General features: G+C 68.1%; 13 protein-coding genes and 1 pseudogene. 11 read left to right on the top strand and 3 right to left on the bottom strand.

The genetic code is table 11. The features are described from left to right. The 3 genes and pseudogenes from WAS25_RS06975 to WAS25_RS06965 all read left to right on the top strand — a co-directional run. Nucleotides 1-198, top strand: a pseudogene (locus tag WAS25_RS06975) (hypothetical protein); the annotation flags it as partial. Further along, nucleotides 195-1439 carry an ABC transporter permease gene (locus tag WAS25_RS06970; protein ID WP_422310796.1) on the top strand — a complete coding sequence of 415 codons (1245 nt, stop codon included), beginning with the start codon at nt 195-197 and terminating at the stop codon, nt 1437-1439. The pseudogene WAS25_RS06975 and the gene WAS25_RS06970, both read left to right, overlap by 4 nt. After that, nucleotides 1432-1980 (top strand): phosphatidylglycerophosphatase A, encoded by a 549-nt coding sequence (locus WAS25_RS06965; protein WP_422310795.1) that lies wholly within the window; start codon nt 1432-1434, stop codon nt 1978-1980. The genes WAS25_RS06970 and WAS25_RS06965 overlap by 8 nt, the downstream gene beginning before the upstream one ends. A 30-nt stretch (nt 1981-2010) precedes the next feature. Here WAS25_RS06965 and WAS25_RS06960 read toward each other — a convergent pair whose 3' ends face one another. Beyond that, a complete protein-coding gene (locus WAS25_RS06960; RefSeq protein WP_422310794.1) occupies nt 2011-2337 on the bottom strand; it encodes a MarR family winged helix-turn-helix transcriptional regulator in 327 nt (108 codons plus the stop codon). 115 nt (nt 2338-2452) lie between these two features. On the opposite strand from WAS25_RS06960, the gene WAS25_RS06955 reads away from it, so the two are divergent. The 4 genes from WAS25_RS06955 to WAS25_RS06940 all read left to right on the top strand — a co-directional run bounded on the left by WAS25_RS06955 (nt 2453) and on the right by WAS25_RS06940 (nt 8184). Beyond that, nucleotides 2453-3514: a sodium-dependent bicarbonate transport family permease gene (locus WAS25_RS06955; RefSeq protein ID WP_422310793.1), complete on the top strand. Its 1062-nt coding sequence runs from the start codon at nt 2453-2455 to the stop codon at nt 3512-3514. Continuing rightward, the gene (gene purE / locus WAS25_RS06950; protein ID WP_422310792.1) at nt 3514-3996 is read left to right on the top strand and encodes a 5-(carboxyamino)imidazole ribonucleotide mutase; all 483 of its coding nucleotides are present in this window, start codon (nt 3514-3516) and stop codon (nt 3994-3996) included. Before WAS25_RS06955 ends, purE begins: the two co-directional genes overlap by 1 nt. Beyond that, nucleotides 3993-5150 (top strand): 5-(carboxyamino)imidazole ribonucleotide synthase, encoded by a 1158-nt coding sequence (purK, locus tag WAS25_RS06945; RefSeq protein ID WP_422310791.1) that lies wholly within the window; start codon nt 3993-3995, stop codon nt 5148-5150. Before purE ends, purK begins: the two co-directional genes overlap by 4 nt. A gap of 271 nt (nt 5151-5421) precedes the next feature. Further along, on the top strand, nt 5422-8184 hold the full coding sequence (locus WAS25_RS06940; protein WP_422310790.1) for a hypothetical protein: 2763 nt from the start codon (nt 5422-5424) through the stop codon (nt 8182-8184). 31 nt (nt 8185-8215) lie between these two features. Here the strand turns inward: WAS25_RS06940 and WAS25_RS06935 are convergent, their stop codons facing one another. Further along, complete coding sequence (locus WAS25_RS06935; protein WP_422310789.1) at nt 8216-9958, bottom strand: DNA repair helicase XPB; 1743 nt, start codon at nt 9956-9958, stop codon at nt 8216-8218. A 233-nt stretch (nt 9959-10191) separates the two neighbouring features. Here WAS25_RS06935 and WAS25_RS06930 point away from each other — a divergent pair, with 233 nt between their 5' ends. The 4 genes from WAS25_RS06930 to WAS25_RS06915 all read left to right on the top strand — a co-directional run bounded on the left by WAS25_RS06930 (nt 10192) and on the right by WAS25_RS06915 (nt 19108). Next, nucleotides 10192-13788, top strand: coding sequence for a proprotein convertase P-domain-containing protein (locus tag WAS25_RS06930; protein ID WP_422310788.1), 3597 nt, complete (start codon nt 10192-10194; stop codon nt 13786-13788). A gap of 11 nt (nt 13789-13799) precedes the next feature. Beyond that, nucleotides 13800-14642 (top strand): hypothetical protein, encoded by an 843-nt coding sequence (locus WAS25_RS06925; RefSeq protein ID WP_422310787.1) that lies wholly within the window; start codon nt 13800-13802, stop codon nt 14640-14642. Between the two features lie 204 nt (nt 14643-14846). Then, complete coding sequence (locus tag WAS25_RS06920) at nt 14847-17090, top strand: IPT/TIG domain-containing protein (RefSeq protein ID WP_422310786.1); 2244 nt, start codon at nt 14847-14849, stop codon at nt 17088-17090. Nucleotides 17091-17161: 71 nt separating this feature from the next. Next, nucleotides 17162-19108 carry a helicase-associated domain-containing protein gene (locus WAS25_RS06915; RefSeq protein WP_422310785.1) on the top strand — a complete coding sequence of 649 codons (1947 nt, stop codon included), beginning with the start codon at nt 17162-17164 and terminating at the stop codon, nt 19106-19108. 203 nt (nt 19109-19311) lie between these two features. Here WAS25_RS06915 and WAS25_RS06910 read toward each other — a convergent pair. Beyond that, on the bottom strand, nt 19312-20281 hold a 970-nt coding region (locus tag WAS25_RS06910; protein WP_422310784.1), incomplete at its 5' end, for an aminotransferase class I/II-fold pyridoxal phosphate-dependent enzyme.

The following is a 20281-nucleotide window of genomic DNA, read 5'->3' as shown; positions in this document are numbered from 1 at the left end:
CTCCTCGTCCTCGCGGACGAGCCCACCGCCAGCCTCGACCACGCCCACGGCGGCCCCCTCATGGATCTCATGGCCGAGCTGGCCGCCGAGCGCGGCGTCACCTTCCTCGTCGCCAGCCACGACCCCTCCGTCATCGCCCGTGCCCACGTCGTCTTCCGGCTCATGGACGGCAAGCTCATCGGCGAGGAGCGGCCATGATCCTCGCCCGCCTCGCCCTCCGGAACCTGCTGCGCCAGCGGCGGCGCACGGCCCTCACGCTGATGGTGGTGGTCGCTGGCTTCCTGGCCCTGAGCCTGGCCGGGGGGTTCATGGCCCAGACCTTCCAGGGGCTCTCGGATGCGGCCATCCGGGGGGGCCTTGGCCACCTCCAGGTGCTGCCACCCGGGGCGATGGCAGGCGATGAGGCCCAGAGCCTGGAGCAGTCCCTGCCCGATGGCGAGGCCCTGGCCCGGCGGCTCCGGCAGGATCCCGCCGTGGCCGAGGTGCTGCCGCGCACCCAGTTCATGGGCCTGCTCTCGAGCGGGGCGAAGAGCGTCGCCTTCCTGGGCACCGCCGTGGACCCCATCCTCGAACCCCAGCACATGGCCTGCACCGAGGCGTTGCAGAACGCGGCGAAGACCCCGGCCGGTGCAGGCTCGCGGTGGCTCTCCGCGGATCCCGCCTTCCGGGAGGTCATCCTCGGCGTGGGCCTGGCCCGCACCCTGGGCGCCACTGTGGGCAGCTCCCTCACCCTGATGTCCACCACCAAGGATGGCGCGCTGAACGCCGTGGATGTGGAGGTCGCGGGCCTCCAGGACCTGGGACTCCGCGAGCTGAACGACCGCTTCCTCACCGTGAGCCTTGCCACCGCCAGCCAGCTGCTGGATGCCGGACCGGCCCGCTCGCGGCTCTCCGTCGTGCTGAAGCGCCCCCAGGACACGGCCCGGGAGCAGGCTCGGCTCCAGACCCTGCTGCCCGGCACCTCGGTGAAACCCTGGTTCGAGCTGGCCTCCTTCTACCGGCAGGTGAAGCTCCTCTACTTCGCCATCTTCGGTTTCATGGGCCTGGTGCTGTTCCTGGTGGTGCTGCTGGCCACGGCGAACACCCTGCTCATGTCGGTCATGGAGCGGGTGCGCGAGTTCGGCGTGCTCCGGGCCATGGGCTTGCAGCCTGGCCAGCTGCTGGCACTGCTCCAGTGGGAGGGCGCCTTCCTCGGCTTGCTGGGCAGCGCCCTCGGCCTCGCGGCCACCCTGCTGCTGCGGGCCGGGCTGAATGCCCTGCACATCGAGATGCCCGCCCCGCCCGGCACCAGCCACGGCTATGAGCTCAACATCCACTTCGTGTCCGCCGTCTACGCCATCGTGGCCCTCGGCCTGCAGGCCACCATCCAGGTGAGCGCCTTGTTCCCCGGGCTGAAGGCGGCACGGCTGCGCATCGTGGAAGCGCTGCGGCATGTCTAAGGCTCCGCGTTTCGCCTGGTGTGTGGCCACGGGTTTCGGCAGCGGGTTCCTGAAGCCAGCGCCGGGGACCTGGGGCACCCTGGCGGGGCTTGGGGCGTGGCTGCTGCTGGTTGGCGCCGTCCGCAGCGTGGGCGGCCCCCTCACGCCCTGGCTCCTGCTCGGCAGCCCCGTGGTGGTGACGTTCCTGGCCGTCTGGGCCGCGGGCCGCGTGGTGGAGGAAACCGGCCTGAAGGATCCCGCCTTCATCGTGGCCGACGAGTGGGCGGGCATCTGGATCGCCCTCACGCCGCTGCTCTTCACGGCCACCCTGCAGCCCCAGCCCGTGCTGCTCTGGGTGGCGCGACTGGTGGCCCCCTTCATGCTCTTCCGCCTCTTCGACATCTGGAAGCCCGGGGCTATCGACGCCGCCCAGCGCCTGCCCGGCGGCTGGGGTGTGGTCCTGGATGACGTGCTGGCGGGCCTCCTAGCGGCGCTCATCGCCTGGCCCCTGGACCGCTGGCTGGGGGCGCAATCCCTGCTGCATCCGGAGCTCTGGCGCTAGGCGTGCCGAACAAAACCCCATGGGGTCCCGCTACCTCACGGCCCCCAGCTCGAGGAGGGCCGAGACGCGCTGGTGCTGTTCGATGGGGTGCCGCAGGGGCAGGTCCACATTCACCTGGTACTGGTTGCTGCGGGCATCGTCCGGTCTCCGGCTCCGGCTGAGGTAGCCGGCGGCTTCGAGGTCGTCCAGGATGCGCTGCACCGCCCGGTAGGTGATCCCCACCCGGTCCGCCAGGTCCTGAATGCGCAGGGTCGGCTCAAGGGCCAGGCAGATGAGCACGTGGGCGTGGTTGGACAGGAAGGTCCAGGGGCCGGCCTGGGGCTTCCCGGGTGATTTTCTGGACAAAGGCGGGTTCATGCTTCCATCCTCCCCATTTTGCGTGTCTTATTATACATGTAAATTATTTCATGTATTTTTAGCCATCAATCGCCGCTTCTGCTTCCCAGTCCCTCCCACCCCAGGAGAAAAGCCTTTGTCCACGCTCGACCTCCTCCGCACGAACCTGCTTTCGCCCATCGTCCTGGCCTTCGGCCTCGGTCTCGTCGCCCGCCTGCTGCGCAGCGAGCTGCGCCTCCCCTCGGCCCTCTACAGCAGTCTCGCCATCTACCTGCTCCTGGCCCTGGGCCTGAAGGGCGGGCACGAGCTGGGCCATGTGAGCTGGGCCACCATCGCCAAGCCCGCCGCGGTGACGATGCTGCTGGGCTGCATCACGCCGCTGACGGCCTACTTCGTCCTCCGGCGCTTTGGCCGCTTCTCCACGGCGGATTCCGCGGGCATCGCCGCCCACTACGGCTCGGTTTCCGCGGTGACCTTCATCGCAGCCCAGCAGTTCGTGACCTCCATGGGCGGCGCGGTGGAGAGCTATATGCCCACCCTGCTGGCCCTGATGGAGAGCCCTGGCATCCACATCGCCCTTGGCCTGGGAGTGCTGGCCAAGACCCGGACCGCCACGGCCCTCTCCGTGGAGGAGGTATCGGTGTCCGCCGGCGGGGGTGGCACTGCCACCCTCGGCACCGGCCCGGAACCCGTGACTGTGCCCCCGTCCCTGCTGCAGTCCCTCCATGAAGTCCTCACCGGCCGCACCATGATCCTGCTCGCGGGGGGGCTCGTGGTGGGCTGGCTCATGGGCGACGCGGGCTGGAAACAGGTCGAGCCCTTCTTCGATATGGGCTTCAAGGGGGCCCTGATGCTGTTCCTCCTTGAGATGGGCATGCTGGCCGCGGACCGCCTCGGCGAGCTGCGGAAGGTGGGGCCCTTCCTCCTGGCCTTCGGCACCTTGGTGCCGCTCGTCCACGGGGGCCTGGGCGTCCTGCTCGGGCATCTGGCAGGCCTCTCCCCGGCCGGCGCCACCGTGCTGGGGGCCATGGCCGCCAGCGCCTCCTACATTGCCGCGCCGCCCGCCGTGCGCACCACCCTGCCAGAGGCCAACCCCACCTTCTCGCTGGCCCTCGCCCTGGGCATCACCTTCCCCTTCAACGTGGTGATCGGCATCCCCCTCTTCTGGGGCTTCGCCAGCTTCCTGGGGAGCCGCTGATGAGCCCCGTGGTCGGCGTCATCATGGGCAGCCGCAGCGACTTCGAGGTCATGTCGCATGCCTGCGACACCCTGCAGTCCCTGGGCGTGCCCTTCGAGGCTCGCGTGGTATCGGCCCATCGGACACCCCGATGGATGGCCGACTATGCCAACGGGGCCGAGTCCCGAGGCTTGAAGATCATCATCGCCGGAGCCGGCGGGGCCGCCCACCTGCCCGGCATGGTGGCGGCCCACACCCTGCTGCCGGTGCTGGGGGTGCCTGTGGCTGCCACGGGGCTGAATGGCCTGGATGCCCTGCTGTCCATCGTCCAGATGCCCGGCGGCGTGCCGGTGGGCACCCTGGCCATCGGCAAGGCGGGCGCCCGCAACGCGGCGCTGCTGGCGGCCCAGATCCTGGCCCTCTCGGATCGTGAGCTGCACCGGCGCCTCCAGGAGCTGCGCCAATCAGCCGAGACCACCGTTCTCGAGGAGGTGCTGTTGTGAGCGTTCAGACCAGCCGACCCATTCTCCCCGGCGCCACCATCGGTCTCCTCGGTGGCGGCCAGCTCGGGCGCATGACCGCGCTCGCGGCCCGCAGCATGGGCTACCGGGTCGTGGTGCTGGACCCCGATCCCCACTGCGCGGCAGCGCCCCTGGCGGACGCGGTCATCGTGGGGGCCTTCGACGATGTCGAGGCCGCCCGCGAGCTGGCCCGGCGCTCCGCCGTGGTCACCTACGAGATCGAGCGCATCGCCCCGGCGGTCCTGCAGGCCGTGTCGGAGTGCACCCCCCTGCGCCCGGGGGCCCACCTGCTCGAGTGCATCCAGGACCGGGCCCGGCAGAAGCGCTGGCTGGCGGACCACGGCTTCGCTGTGGGCCCATGGCGGGATGTGACCACCGGCGCCGAGCTGGAGCAGGCCCTCGTGGACTTGGGCCCCTGCCGCGTCAAGCGGACCAAGGGCGGCTATGACGGCCGCTCCCAGGTGCGCGTGGCGCGACCGGCCGAGGCCGTCCGGGCCATGGGACAGCTGAACGGCCCCTCCGTGGCGGAACAGGAGTTGCAGCTGCGCCTGGAGCTCAGCGTGCTGGTGGCCCGGTCGCCCCGGGGCAGCGTGGTCGCCCATCCCCCGGCCGCCAACTGGCACGACGACGGCGTGCTGGGGTTCTCGCTCTTCCCCGCACCGATCCACCGCGCCCTCGCCCGGGAGGCCACGGAGCTGGCCTCCAGCCTCGCCGTGGAGCTGGAGGTCGAGGGTCTGCTGGCCGTGGAGCTCTTTGTCACCCAGTCGGGACAGCTGCTGGTGAATGAGCTCTCGCCCCGCCCCCACAACACCTTCCATGGGGCCGGCGCGGCCTGCGCCACGGGGCAGTTCGAGCAGTTTGTGCGCGCCATCTGCGGCCTGCCCCTGGGCGCCACCGAAACCCAGGGCGCCTCGGTGCTGGTGAACCTGCTGGGCGACCTCTGGCTGGGGCCGCCGCTCGACCTGGAGGCCGCCCTGGCCGTACCCGGCGTCTCGCTCCACCTCTATGGCAAGGAGCCCCGGCCGCTCCGGAAGGTCGGCCACCTCACTGTGTGCGGGGCCACAGTTGCCCAGGCCCTCTCCCGCGCCGAGGCGGCGGTGGCGTTCCTGGAACCGCAGATCCCCTCAGCCAGCTAGGGCTGGTTATTAAGCGTGGGACACCCTGGAGGGAAATGAGGAGGGGCGTCAAAGCGCTGGCTACCGGCGACCCTTCTGGCCCAGCCTCTGGCGTACGGACTGGGCGAGCAGCCCCTTGCACGCCCCCAGCGCTGGTTGTGCTGAAATGCATGGGTCGGCCGACAGCCCGTTGCACCGCCCCTGGCCGGCCGAAGACCAACTCGCCACGCTGACCGCTGCGGAAACCAACCCCTACCTCCAACGATGACCCCTGAATAGCCCTGGAGCACTGATGTCCATTCGCCTCCAAGCAACCCTTGTATCCCTGGCGTTGTGCCTGGCCGCCTTAGGGCTGAGGGCCCAGACGACGGCCGCCCTCCGGGTCGAAGTACGGGGGGCCGATGGTCGTCCGCGTCCTGGCGCGGTCCTCGTCCTTGAATCGGTGGCTCGTGGAGATCGCCGAGACCTTCGCGCAGACGCCCAGGGCATCGCGACAGTGGCCGGGCTCCTGCCCGGCTCGTACCGTCTCCAGGGCCAGGTCCTACAGCTAAGGGCCGATGAGCGGGTACACCTTGTCCTTCGTATTGAACCAGCGCAGGCCACGGTGGCTGTGGAGGCTTCGCCCCTGCGGGCCGAAAGCAGCTCGGTGGGACCACAGACTGTCTTCTCCGGCGATGATCTGGTGAGGTTGCCCTTTGCGCCGCACCGGTATGTGGAACACGCCTATCTCATCCCCGGTGTGACCCCCTCGGGGAAACCGGAACCCGTGGTGCTTGGCTCCATGCTCGATGCCAACGCCTTCCTAGTGGACGGCATGACAACGGGGCTCAGTTCCACGGGGCGGTTCGGCATGAACCTCTCGACCGAGATCCTCCAGAGCCAGACTCTCACCACCGGTGGCCACAAGGCCGAGGTGGGGTTCGCCTCCGGAGGGGTCTACAACCTGGTGACGAAATCCGGAGGCAGTGAGTTTCACGGCTCCGCCTTCACCAGTCGGATTTTCCGAGGGCTCAATGCGAAGCCCGACGCCGGCAAGACGACCACACCAGAGGAGCGGCCCACGGACGCCCGAGAACTGGGCTTCAGCCTCGGCGGACCCATCGTCAAGGACTCCCTGTTCTTCTACGGGGCCTTCAACCGCCAGCTGCTGAGTCTGGATTTCGAGAACGTGAAACCCCTGGGCATGGCGCCCCACCGGCGGAGCCAGGAGGAGGATCGCAGCTACCGATTCCTCAAGCTCACCTGGCTGGCCAGCGCGGACCACCGGGTCGAACTCAGCTATTTCGGGGACCCGGTGACCCAGGCCAACTTCGACACGGCCGGCGACAGCAGCGTCAAGGATTCCCAGCAGCCCAATCGCACCCGGGGCGGCGACAGCTACCTCCTGAAGCACGTGGGCGCCCTGGGCCCTCGGCTCACCTGGGAGAACACCCTGGGCTTGCACCGCACGGCCTTCCACTGGACCCCGGGCACCCCCGCGGCCGGCCCCTTCCGCGGCCAGCTGGATGCCCCCGGTGGTGAAACCTTCGGGGCCTATGGTGAAGACCGCCTCGACCGGATCCGGAACCTCACGCTCCGCAGCGAGTTCAGCTTCTTCGCAGGTTCGCACCAGCTCAAGGGTGGCTTCCAGGGGCTCTGGTCCGATTACACCAAGGTCTTCCAGCGCCCCTCCTTCGGACTCTCCTACCTGGACCGGGTGAGTGGCGGCCCCGGGCCCGCCGCCGGCGATCTCGCCGCCATCCAGGCAGGGCTGCAGGCCCTCCACGGCAGCAGCTTCGGCTACACGGCCGCCGCCAGCTTGACCACTGTCAGCCCCGTCTCCGGACAGCTGGTCGGAGGCCAACCCAGCTACCTGTACCAGCGAACCCTCGCCGATGCCGCCTCCTATGGCAGCCCCCTCAAGCAGGCGCTCCTGGGCGCCTTCCTCCAGGATGACTGGCAAATGACCTCCGGGTGGACCTCGAACCTGGGCTTGCGGATCGACCGGGCGGGTCTCGATGCCGAGGACGGCCGGAACCTGTACCGGCAGACCCTCCTGAGTCCCCGCCTGGGCCTGTCCTGGGACCTCACCGAAGACGGCCTGACCCGGATCTTCCTCTATGCCGGGCGCATCTACAGCCCACCCACGGCAGGCAACCTGACGGCCGCAGGCGCCACCACCGGGGGCCCCGCCACAACCCGGCAGGTCTGGGTCCCCTCGCTCAGCGACTGGCGGACCTGGCAGGTGACCGGCCTCCAGGGCACCGCCAACGTGGCCGTGGGTCCGCTCAGGGCCCCCCGCACGGACCTGTACCAGATGGGTGTGGAGCGGGTTCAGCACCTTCCCTGGCTTGGCACCTGGACCCTGGGAGCCACCCTCACGGCCAAGGCCGTCCGCGATCTCATCGACACCTACAGCTCCACCTACGGGTATCTGCCAGAACTGGATGCGCTGGCCAACAGCTCCTCCACGAAGAAGGTCATCGCCAATCTGCCGGGCCTGAAGCGGGACTACCGCGGCTTCGACCTGATGGCCCGCCGGACCTTCGAGAGCGGCCATCGGCTCCAGCTGAGCTACAGCCAGGGGGACCTCAACGGCAACTCGGAAGTGGGCAACGTGAACACCTCGACCGGCAGGAACACAGGGTTCGCGTCCATTCCGAGCCTCCGCCAGGACTACCGGCTGCCCCCCTACGACGGGAACCTCAACGAAGAGGTCAAGCACGCCTGGAAGGCCTTCGGGAGTGCGGTGCTGCCCTGGAATCTCGAGTCATCCTTCGCCTTCCTCTGGCGGTCCGGCCTTCGCTACAGCAGCCTCGTCCGCTCCTCCGGCGACAACGTGCTGGGTCCCGGCGCCGCCCGGGGAGAGCGGGAACTGCCCCATGCCATGAGTCTGGACCTGAGCCTGGCTTGGCGGACCCGGCTCCAGGGGCTGGACCTCCGTGCCGCCGTAGACGTCTTCAACGCCACCAACCGCCAGCCCATGACCTCGGTGAACAATGTGGGCGGTGCCTTCACCCCCGGGAACTTCCAGCAACCCCGTGTCTGGCAGTTCAGCCTGCGGGCAGGGTTCTAGGGTCTTCCCCCGGCCCCCACCTGCAGCCGAGTCAGGGTTGTCCCGAGGTCTCCAGCCGCAGCTGCTTCCACACGATGGGTTCGCTGAGGCGGCGCTGCTCGTCGAAGCGGCGGCTCTCGATGAGGTAGCGGTAGCCCTGCTCCGTGAGGAAGAGCTGGCGGTTGCGGGCGAACTCCTGCTCCGTGGTCTCGCTGCTGATCAGTGAGTAGAAGTAGCTAACGTTGCGCTCGCCCTTGGGCCGGAGAATGCGGCCCAGGCGCTGGGCCTCCTCCTGGCGAGAGCCGAAGGTACCGCTCACCTGGATGGCCACAGATGCGTCCGGCAGGTCGATGGCGAAGTTGGCCACCTTGCTCACGATGAGCACCCGCAACTGGCCCTCCCGGAACTGCCGGAAGAGGGACTCGCGCTCCTTCTCCGGCGTCTGGCCCGTGAGCACCGGGGCGTTCAGGCGCTCGCCGATGATGCGGAGCTGCTCGAGGTACTGGCCGATGATGAGGATGTTGTCGGTGGGGTGCCCCGCCAGCAGCTCGTCCATCACCACCATCTTGAGGCTGTTCTCGGAGGCGATGCGGAAGCGTTGGCGCTGGTCCGCCACGGCGTATTCCATGCGCTCATCCGTGGGCAGGGGCACGCGGATCTCCAGGCAGTGGGCCGTGGCGATGAAGCCGTCCTTCTCCAGCATCTTCCAGGGCACGTCCACCCGCTTGGGGCCGATGAGGCTGAAGACGTCCTCCTCCTTGCCATCCTCGCGCACCAGGGTGGCCGTAAGGCCCAGGCGGCGCTTGGCCTGCAGCTCGGCCACCGCCCGGAACACCGGGGCGGGCAGCATGTGCACTTCGTCGTAGATCACCAGGCCCCAGTTGGCCGCCTCGAAGAGCTTGAAGTGCTCGAAGGGGCCGGTCTTGCTGCGGCGGTAGGTGAGGATCTGGTAGGTGGCGATGGTGACCGGCTTGATCTCCTTGGTGTCGCCCGTGTAGAGCCCCACCTGGTCTTCGGTGAGCGTGGTCTTGTCCAGCAGTTCCTGCTTCCACTGCTTCACGGCGGTGCCATTGGTGGTGAGCACCAGGGTGTGGGTCTGGAGGCTGGCCATGCAGCCGATGCCGATGACGGTCTTGCCCGCGCCGCAGGGCAAAACCAGCACTCCGGCACCGCCGTCGGGCCCGCCACCGGCGTGGAAGACGTCCGCCGCCGCCTGCTGGTAGGGCCGCAGTCCGAAGGGCTTGCCGTTCTGCAGGGTGGTGGGCGACAGCTCGAAGGGCAGCGGGTCGCCGGGCTTGTAGCCGGCCATATCCTGCACGGGATGGCCTAGGCGGATAAGCTGCAGCTTCACTTCGCCGCGCATGCCCGTGTTCAGGTAGATGCCCTTCTCGTCCGGGTAGGGTTCAGCGAGCAGGCCCTGCAGGGATTTCTGGTTCTCCAGCTCCCAGAACAGTCCCCGGTCGTCCATCTCTAGGGCCAGGCGGTCGCCCTTGGCCACCAGGCGAAGCTTGCCGTAGCGGGTGCCGTGGTCCTCGATCTCCTGCAGCAGGTTCTGCGGCACCGAGTACTTCGACCAGGTGTTCAGGGTCTCGATCATGTCCGTGCAGTGCACGCCCGAGGCCGAGGCGTTCCACAGGCTGAGCGGGGTGATGCGGTAGGTGTGGATGTGCTCGGGGCTCTTCACCAGCTCCGCGAAGCGCGCCAGCTCGTCCCGCACCTGCTCGAACGCCGGGTGCGCCACCTCGAGCAGCAGCGTGCGATCGCTCTGGACGATCAGGGGATTGTCGGGACGCATGGCGATCACGGTGGCGGGAGGCCCAAACCTTTGAGCGTAGATGGCCGGGCCCTGGCGGGTCAACGAAAGGTGGTCCGACCACCCCATTCCCCACGCCTTACTCCTCAGGAATTAAGGAAAAGTCATGGGACCCCGGGAGTCCCCGGGCGTATATTTGGGGATTCCATCGGGATACCCCTGATCCTGCCAAGCGTTGCAGGTTCCGGCCGTTCCGAGAGATCTCTGGAGTATCCATGGGCCGCCTCACGGCACGTTTTCTAAGCATCTTCGTCCTCCTGGCCACGCTTGGACTGGACGCCCAGACCGAGACCAACCCGGTCCTCCGGCGCAGGTCCCTGCCTGCCCGCACCGGGCCGAACGCCCTGAGCGGCCACGATCGGGCCGACCTCCGGCGCGAGTGGGACCTGTTCTGGTTCGGCGGGAAGCAGAGTCCCGAGTACATGGACTATAAGAATCGGCTTGCTGCCGAGGAAATCCAGCGCTGGCGGAATACCTTCCCGAAGCCTGATGGGGGCCACGCCCTCTCGGCCGTGCTGCCCGCACCCGCGGGGACCGGTAACGCTTCCTGGGTGAACCTTGGCCCCACCTCCAACCTGACCCCCACTGGCTGGACCAGCATCGACAGCGGTCGTCCGGTAGCCGTCGTGCCGCACCCCACCACGCCCACCACGCTCTACCTCGCCACCAGTGGTGGCGGCGTGTTCAAGTGCACCAATGCCGACCTGAACGCGGCCGGCGACTGGACCTGGACGGCCATCACCGATGATCTCCCGGCGAGTGGTTCGGGAGGCAACGTCTCGATCGGCGCCATGGCCATCAGTTCCACCGGCGGGACCCTCTACCTCGGCCTAGGCGATCCCTTCGATGCCGAGGGCCGGGGCTTCTACCGGAGCACGGATGGCGGCGCCACCTGGGCCGCCGCCACCGGCCTGGGCAACGCGACCCGCTCCTATTCGATCCTCCCGCTTACGACCACCCGCATCCTTTGGGGTACCAACGATGGGTTGAAGATCTCGAACGACGGTGGCGCCACCTTTGTCGCCGCCACTGGTGCACCGGCCACCGGCTCGGCCTGGACAGTGAAGAACCTGACAGCTTCGGAACTCATCTGCTCCGTCGAAGGCGCTTCGGGCAACATCTATTACTCCGCCGACGCAGGGGCCACTTGGACCTTATCGACCATCACAGGCTTCACCTCCACCATGGGTCGCATCACGCTGGCTGCCGGCGGAGATGGCTCGACGGCCTACGGGATCGTGGAGGACACTGCCACTGGGAACATCGCCCGTGGCGTTCTCAAGAGCACGGATAAAGGCGTGTCCTGGACCTGGACCGCAGCTCCCGCCATCGCGGGGGGACTCTTCCAGGGCACTGGCCCCCAGATGACCAGCGATGGGGGCCAGGGGTTCTACAACCATGGCCTGGGCGTGGACCCCACGAACCCATCGCGGCTCGTGGTGGGAGCCAACCTGGCCCTCTATCGCAGCATGGATGGTGGCAATTCGTGGTCCCAGCTCAGTCACTGGTACGGCTCCGGTCACCCCTATGTCCACGCTGACAACCATGCCACGGCTTGGTCCGCTGGCACCCTTTATGTGGCCAACGACGGCGGCCTGACCATTGTCAAGGAACCCTGGCGGGCCACCGTTCCGACCACCACCGATGACCTCACTTTCATCGACAACCGCCGGAACAAGGGGATCAGCAGCCACCTCGTCTACAACCTGGGCTCCACCGCCGCCACCTCTCCGGCAGATGCGAAGTGGCGTGTCACCCTGGGTCTCCAGGACAACGGCACCCGGGTACGCCAAGGCAGCGGCGCCGCTCTGCAGACCAGCGGCATCTTCGAAGACCAGATTGGCGGTGACGGCTTCGGAACCGTGATCCACCCAGTGAACGGGGACCTGATGCTGGGGTCCATCTACTACACGCGCATCTACAAGAGCACCAATGGAGGTGCAGCGTTCTCCTCTGCATCAGTCGGCATCACCGAATCAAACAACAGCGCCAACGCACCCTTCGCCCCCAAGATCGCCTTCGGCGCCACCACCACCCCTGACACCGTCTATACCTTCGTCAACAAGAAGGTCTACAAGAGCACCAACTTCGGGGACACCTGGTCGGCCATGTCGATGACCGGCTTCAACGCATCGCTGATCCTTCGCAATGTCAACGGCTCCCGCAAGTCCAATGCCGTGGGTGCCGTCAGCAGCGGGGGTCATTTCTGGACCACCTACAACGATGGTGCCTCCTGGACCGACTCGGGCGACATTACCGGTGGGACCTTAAACACCAGCTACATCTGGTTCAACACCGAAGACGACCAGATCGTCTACGGTGCTACTGTGGCCCCCAACGCCACCGCCCACCACCTCTTCAAGAGCACCAACGGGGGCGCCACCTGGACCTCCATCGACGGCAGCGCGGCTGCCAGCAACGGTCTGCCCTTCGGCATCCCCATTCATGTCATCCAGAACCTCAGGGGCAACGCTAACACGCTCTTCGCCGGCACGGACTTCGGGGTCTACCGCAGCACGGATGGTGGCGTGAGCTGGGCCCGCTACGGCAACAACCTGCCCATGGTGGCCGTGCGCGACCTCTACATCGCGCCCGATGGTAGCTTCCTGCGCGCCGCCACCTATGGCCGGGGCGTGTGGGAGCTGGTGCCCCCCGTGGTGGCCGGCTCGGTGAGCCTCAGCCCGACCTTCGCCGCCCTTTTCACCACCGACACTGCCCAGTTCACGGCCACCGTGAGCGGCGGAGGCGCCGTGAACTTCACCGCCACGGGCGGAAACATCACCACCGGTGGTCTTTACACCGCGGGCAACACCCCCGGCGCCTTCACGGTCACCGCCACCAACGCCGCCGACAACACCCAGAAGGCCGTGGCGGACATAACCATCACCGTGCCCACTCCCGTCACCTTCTCCACCCAGCCCACCAGCCAGTCGGCGGCCGTCGGCCGTCAGGCCACGTTCACTGTCGTGGCCTCCGGGAGCGGCACCCTGACCTACCAATGGAAGAAGGGGGGCGTCGCAATCGCCGGGGCGAATGCCGCCAGCTACACCACGCCGGTTCTGACCCTCGGCGATACCGGATCCGTCTACCTCTGCGAAGTCACCGGCCGCGCCGGCATGGTGGCTTCCAATCAGGCCACTCTCACCGTCCAGGCCCTGGGGACCGCCGTCACGACCAGCAGCAGCACTGTCACTGCTATCCCGGATGCCCCCTCAGGGACTACTCCTGGAGCTGCCGTTGAGGTTCCCTTCACGGTCTCCGGAGTCACCGGCAATACGGGTGAAGTCACGTTCTCCCTCTACCTGACCCACACCTACGTGAGTGACCTCGTCATCACCCTCATCGCACCGGACGGAACTAGCGTCATCCTCAGCAACAATGCCGGCGGTCCTTCCGGTGGGGTCTCCACCACCGGCGCGGCCTATGGCAGCAGCTGCGGCAACTACCTGGTGTTTTCGGATTTCGGGGCGACCTCCATCTCCACTCAGCTATCCGCCACCGGGGCCCCCATTGTCGGCACCTTCCGCCCCTCCTTCCCGCTGGCCAGCTTCAACGGCAAGTCTCCCAACGGAACCTGGAAGCTTCGGCTGCAGGACTTCGGCCCCGCGGATGTGGGTTCCTTCCAGTGCGGCATCCTCGGCGTGAAGCCCTTTGTGGGCCCCTCCCTGGACCTGAACGCCGATGGCGCCACAGACCTGCGGGACCTGCTCTTCTTCGCGAAGAACTACGGGACAGCCACGATCAGCTGTGACCTCAACAGCGACGGCACCGTCAACGACGCCGACCTGACCATCCTTCTCGCCGGCCTGTGACGGAGACGACCATGACCTTCCTGAACAAGTTCCTCTCCGCAGCCGCCCTGCTGACCCTCACCTTCCTCCTCGCCTGTGGCGGGGGGGGGGGCGGTGGCACCCCTCCGCCTCCAGTGGCACCCACCATCAGCACCCAGCCCGTGAACCAGTCGGTCCTGGCCGGCGCCACCGCCACCTTCTCCGTCACGGCCACCGGCACCGCCCCACTGACCTACCAGTGGAAGAAGGGCGGGACCGCCATCGCGGGCGCGACCTCCTCCAGCTACACCACGCCCGCCACTGTCGTGGGCGACAGCGGCGCCAGCTTCACGGTGACCGTGACCAACTCGGCGGGTACCATCACCAGCTCCGCCGCGACCCTCACCGTCACCCCCGTCGCCGCCGTGCTGGCCTACACCGACCCCACCACCGGCACCTACCAGCTCAAGAAGAACGCTGCCCTCTCCTCGGCGACCCACCTGGTCCTCGAACTCGTGGGACCCGCCACCACGGGCTGCGGTGTCTCGGCCACCTTCAGCGCCGACACCACCAAGGTCACCTGGGTTGATGTGCCCGCTGGCGGAACCACCACCGCCTTCGTCGCCAACGGCACCGCCTTCGCCCTCGGCGCCCTGCCCAATATCCTCAAAGGCAAGGTCACGGGCAATGTCCTGCAGGTCGCTGTGGCCCAGAAGGGCCTTGCCAGCCCCGTGGCGCTGAATGCTCCCTTGTTGCGGGTGGCCCTGGACCTGAAGGCCGGCCTGCCCACCGGCACCGTCACCTTCAGCGCCGACGCTACCAAGTGCCAGGTGCTCGATGCTGCGGGCACCCTGTCCACCATCACCGTGACCGTGGGCACCCTCGCGACCCAGTAGGGACCACCCATCCCACCCGAGCGCCCGGCACCCTGCCGGGCGTTTTTCTGTACCAGCAGAACCAGCCATGCATGAGAAAATCAGCGGGTCGTCGGCCCCTGCCTCACTCGGACGATCCAGGCCAGGCGCTCTGTCCATTCCTGCGGGCAGCCCGTCTCCCGACCCGACGAAGTGACGGAGGCTCGGACCTGCAATGGAGTTCCCTTGAACCGCGCTTCCCATGCTGCCTTGGCCTTCCTGGCTGCACTCCTGATCCCAGCCTGCGGCGGCGGGGGCAACCCGGCCCCCCCAGCCCCTGTCGCCACCCCGACCATCACAAGCATCAGCCCCACCCACGGCAGTACCGGCACCACCGTGACCATCACCGGAACGAACCTCGACAACACCAGTTCCGTCACCTTCAATGGTCGGGGCGCCTTTGCCTTGACGGTCAAGAGCAGCACCCAGGTCGAAGCGGTGGTACCTGCCTACGCCACCACGGGCACCATTGCGGTCACCACACCAAAGGGGCAGGCCACCTCCCCCGCCTTCACGGTGGACGCGAACCAACCCCCGACCATCACCTCCTTCACGCCCACCACCCTGGCGCCGGGCACTGTCATCACGATGGTGGGCAGCCACTTCGTGGGGACAGTCCGCGTGAACTTCGGCCCCGTCCAGGCGAGCTTCACCGTGGATAGCGACCGCCAGCTGCGGATCACAGCCCCCTTGGACCTGGTGCCGGGGGAGATCGCCGTGACCAACCAGGAGGGGACCACCTTCAGCGGCGCCTACTCCGTGGAAACCGGGAGCGCCAACCTCGACCTGCACGTGGACAAGGTGCAGTTCACCCAGAGCACCCAGACACCGGACAACCAGGTGCCCATCCTCGCTGGCAAGGCCGGACTGATCCGGGTGTTCGTGCTCGCCAACCACTTCAACACGGCCGCCCCCACGGTGCGGATCACTCTGCTGAACGGCGGGGTTCCCGTCGCGGGGTACCCGAAGACGGTTCCCGCACCCAAGCCCGGCGTACCCACGGCCTTCGGAGAATCGACCCTGGACAGGAGCTGGAACCTGGCGGTCCCCGCCACCGACCTGACGACCCCCGCCAGGGGCGGCTACAGCATCCTGGCCGAGGTGGATCCCCTGAACGCCTTCCCAGAGACAGATGAGGCGAACAACTCGGCCACCGCCACGTTTGTCAGCACCACCGTACCGGTTTTCAAATCCACCATCTTCCCCGTGGCCCTCGCGAGTGGCACCGGGAACATCACCGCAAGCAACCACGCCCAGTGGGTTGCCAGGCTCGCCAAGATGTTCCCCGTGTCTGGGGTGGAGGTCACGGTTGGCGCCACCTACACCTCATCTGTGGTCTTGGGCTCGGACGGCGCTGGCTGGAGCATCCTGCTGTCCGAGCTGGCGGCCAAGCACCAGATCGATGACGCCACCATCGGGGCCGCCGACCGCTACTACTACGGGGCCCTGAGCGTCGACTACGGATCGGGAACGGCCGGCATGGGCTATGTCCCGGGTTCCCCCTCGAGCCCCTTCTATTACCGGACCGCCCTCGGCTGGGATAAGTCGAGCGGCTACCTGGATGGCGGGCTGTTCCCGGAGGTCTTCGCCCACGAGGTGGGCCACAACATGGGCCGGCCCCACAGTCCCTGCGGCGGCGTGGCCACCTCGGACCCCGCCTACCCCTATGCCGGCGGCTACATCGGCGTCTGGGGCTATGACAGCGTGTTCAACGCCCTTCATTCCCCGTTCATCGACAAGGACATCATGGGCTATTGTTCGCCCAACTGGGTGAGCGACTACGTCTACAAGCAGATCCTGGACTTCCGGGGTGGCACCGGCGGCTTCCTTACCGGGGGGGCGGAGGACGCGCCTCGATCAAAGGTCCAGATCCCGGTCCGGGAATGCCTCCTCGTCCGGGGCATCCTCCACGCCGATGGCAGGGTCGAGCTGCTGCCAGCCTTCCGCGCCACGACCCGCCCTTCAGAGCTGGCCAGTGGCACCGACTACTTCCTGAAGGGCCTGGACCCGACTGGAGCCACCCTCTTCACCCTTTCCCTCGACTGGGTAGAAGTGGGCTGTTCACCGAAGGACCAGGAGCGCCACTTCGTCATGGCCCTGCCCCTGGATGCGGCTGTGCTGGATGGCCTCGCCGGACTCCAGGTCGTCAAGACCGGCCAGACCCTGGTCAGCCTGCGCTCAGTCACAGCCAGTGCCCGGGCGGTGGTCGCCGCCATGCCCGAGGCCCAGCGGCTGTCCGCCGACAAGCTACAGCTCACATGGGATGCCACGATCCATCCGGCCGCCATGGTCCGGGATGCGGATACCGGCGAGGTCATCGCCATCCTCTCCGGCGGCCGCCGGACCATCACCGCCACCGGAAAGCGCTTCGACCTGGTGCTCAGCGACGGCGTGGCCAGCCGCACCCACCGCCTGGAACCCACTAACTAGGCACCTTGTTTTTGTCCACCTAAGCGCCCGGGCTACCGGGCGCTTTTTGCGCGTGAGTGGATTCCACTCTTGTGGGATACTGGAAGATCCTCTGTACCCGGGTGCTCATGCCGCACACGCACTTCCAGCTTCTCTCGAACTGCTCGGATGAGCAGCTCCGCACCATCTGCGACCGGCGGCGCCTGCCCATCCCCATCCGCTGGGAGGACTGTGGCGAGGGCCGGATGCGCCTGCTCAAGACCATGGTCTTCCATCTCGAGGATCACAAGCGGCTGTCCGACACCCTCGCCGACCTGGACAGCGGTTCCCTGGTCGCGCTGAAGCACTTCGTCAGCGACGGGACTGCGCCAGAATCCCGCGTGATCGAGGTCCTGCGGGACCTAGGCCTGATCCTGCCGACCGGGACCGAGTGGGCCGTGGCGGAGCGGGTGGCCGATGCCCTGGAAGACTTTGACGAGGGCGCGCTGAGCTTTCAGGCCCCCACCGAAGTGAAGCTCAAGGCGGCCGAGCCCTTCCGCTTCTCCCTGGCCCTCACCAGCGTCCTGCTGCGGTGTGTGTCCGGTCTGCGGGTGCTGAAGGGCGGCCTGCCCGCCAAGAAGGAGCTGGGCCAGCTCATGCAGCGCAACGCCATGCTCCAGGAGGAGCAAGACGCGACGCTGCTCTTCACCCTCCTGCACCGCCTGGGCCTGCTCTGGAACCGCGACGGCCGCGTGGAGACCCTGCTGCCCGCGGTGACCAGCCACCCGCCCCGCTGGGTGGCCGAGCGCGCCTTCGCCAGCCTGCTGGAACATGACCTCAAGGGCTGGGGCATGCCCCCGGCGGAGGACCGCCACTTCCTCATGCAGCACCTGCTGGAGCGTCGGGACCAGGCCCTGGCCGTGCAGCCCTTCCTCGCCTTCCTCAAGACCCTGCACCCCCTCGATGAGGAGCGCACCCGCACGGTGTTCCTGCCCTTCCTGGGCCGCATGGGCATCATCCAGGCCGATGAGGGCTTCACCCACCTCCGGCTCACGGAACACGGCGAGGCCCTGGCCCATGAGTACTTGCTCCGCGACCTGAAGGGCACGGCGGCCCACTGGCAGCCCCTGGAGCTGGATCAGCCCATGATCATGCAGCCCACGCTGGAGCTGCTGACCCCGCTGCTGCAGAACCCGCACCGGCTCCTCCAACTCGCGCAGCTGGCGGAGGTGGAGTCCCTGGATGCCATGGGCAGCTTCCGCGTGAGCCACGCCACCCTGGTGCGCGCCCTGGATGCGGGCGTGCCCCTGGAGGAGCTGGGCCTGCGCCTGGGCGCCACCACCCAGACCCTGCCCCAGCCCCTGCTGCAGCTGCTGGAGGACCTCTCGCGTCGCGTGGGCGAGGTGGAGGTCCACCAGGGCGTGCGGCTCGTCCGGGCCCGGACGGCCCACCTGGCCGAGGAGCTGAAACTGCGGCCCGAGCTGGCGCCCCTGAAGCTCAGCTCCCTCTCCGACACCGTCCTCGAAGTCCGGGGCGATGGCAATGCCCATGCCCTGCTCAAGCAGGCCGGCTTCATGCCCAAGCCCGGCCGCTTCCTGGCCCTCAGTGTGGACTCCGACGAGAAGCTCTACCTCTGGGCCCTGGCGGCCCTGGCCTTCGTGGACGAGAAGGGCATGAACCACCACCTGGAGCCCGTCCAGCAGATGGTGCGCTCGGCCCTCCAGAAGCTCCACGACGAGGATCCGGCCCTCTACCAGGAAGTGCAGCGACGCATTCCCATGCTGCATCTGGGCGGCGAGGACCAGCTGGCGGAGGAGGTGCAGCGCATCCTCGAATACGCCGCGGGCCACACCTTGATGGTGGAGCTCACCTACCTGCCCCCGGCCGCCCACCGCACCCAGTTGCGCCGCGTCTCGCCCCGCACCATCCAGGAGGACCACCTGCTGGCCTTCTGCCACCTCCACCAGGAGGAGATGGCCTTCCGGCTGACCCGCATCCAGGGTGTGAAGCTGCTCAACGAGCGGGGCTGGACACCGGCCAACCACAGCCAGGCTGGGTAGAACCTAGTACACCTCGCCTGAAATACCTGGATCAATGGGCTGGTGGCGAGATGCACTTCCATCGGGACATGGCCCCTCTGGCGCCCTTGCGCGCAGACGCGCCAGGGCTGTCACCTCGCTGGGGGCACTGGTGTGCCCCCAGACCCCCGCCACGTGGTGCCCACGGGCGCGGTAACGGGTCCAGATATTTGGCGCGGGCACCCCTAGACCCGCTTCAGCTGCTCGACCAGGGCCGTGGCCAGGGCGCCCACCTCGGCGTCGGTCAGGTGGGCCCCGGTGGTGATGCGCAAGCGGGCCGAGCCCTCCGGAACCGTGGGGGGCCGCACGGCCCGCACATCGAACCCCTGGCCTTGCAGGGCCTGGGCCAGGCGCATGGCAGCGGTGTCGGCCCCCACGGGGACCGGGACGATGGCCGAGGGCTGCCGGGGCTGTTCCAGGGCCGCACGCAGACGGTCTGCCAGGGCCAGGGCCCGCTCCCGTCGCCAGGGCTCGGTCCGGGCCAGGCGGATCCCCTCCAGGGCCGCACCCAGGACAGGAGGCGGCAGGGCCGTGGAGAAGATGAAGCCCCGGGCGGTGTTCAACAGGTGCTCCCTGAGCAGGGCCTCACAGCAGACGAAGGCGCCGAAGCTCCCGAGGGCCTTGCCGAGGGTCCCCACCACCAGGGGGATACGGCCGTGGACCCCCTGCAGCTGGGCCAGGCCGGCGCCATCGGCGCCCAGCAGGCCTGTGGCGTGGGCCTCGTCGATGAGCAGGAGGGCTCCGTGCCGCTCGCACAGGTCGAGCAGGGCGGGGAGATCGGCGGCGTCGCCATCCATGCTGAACACCGCGTCGCTGGCCACCAGCGCCAGCGCGCCGGCAGGGGCCTTGGCGCGCCAAGCCGTCAGCCGCCCCGCCAGCTCCTCCAGGTCGAGGTGGCGGTAGATGGCGACCTGGGCGCCACTCGCCCGGGCCATCCGGCAGCCATCCACCAGGGAGGCGTGGTTGAGGGCGTCGGAAAACACCGCGTCACCTGGGGCCACCAGGGCCGGGAGCAGGGTGGCATTGGCCTGGTAGCCAGTGTTGAAGAGCAGGCAGGCCTTGCTGCCCTTCCAGCGGGCCAGGGTGGCTTCGAGCTCGTCGTGGAGGTCGCAGGTGCCCCGCAGGAGCCGGGCCGCCCCGGCCCCGGCCCCATGC

Origin of the sequence: Geothrix sp., from assembly GCF_049292215.1 — a bacterium.
Taxonomy (GTDB): Bacteria; Acidobacteriota; Holophagae; order Holophagales; family Holophagaceae; genus Geothrix.
Note: the sequence above shows the minus strand (reverse complement) of the source record. Positions and strands in the feature narration are given on the sequence as shown.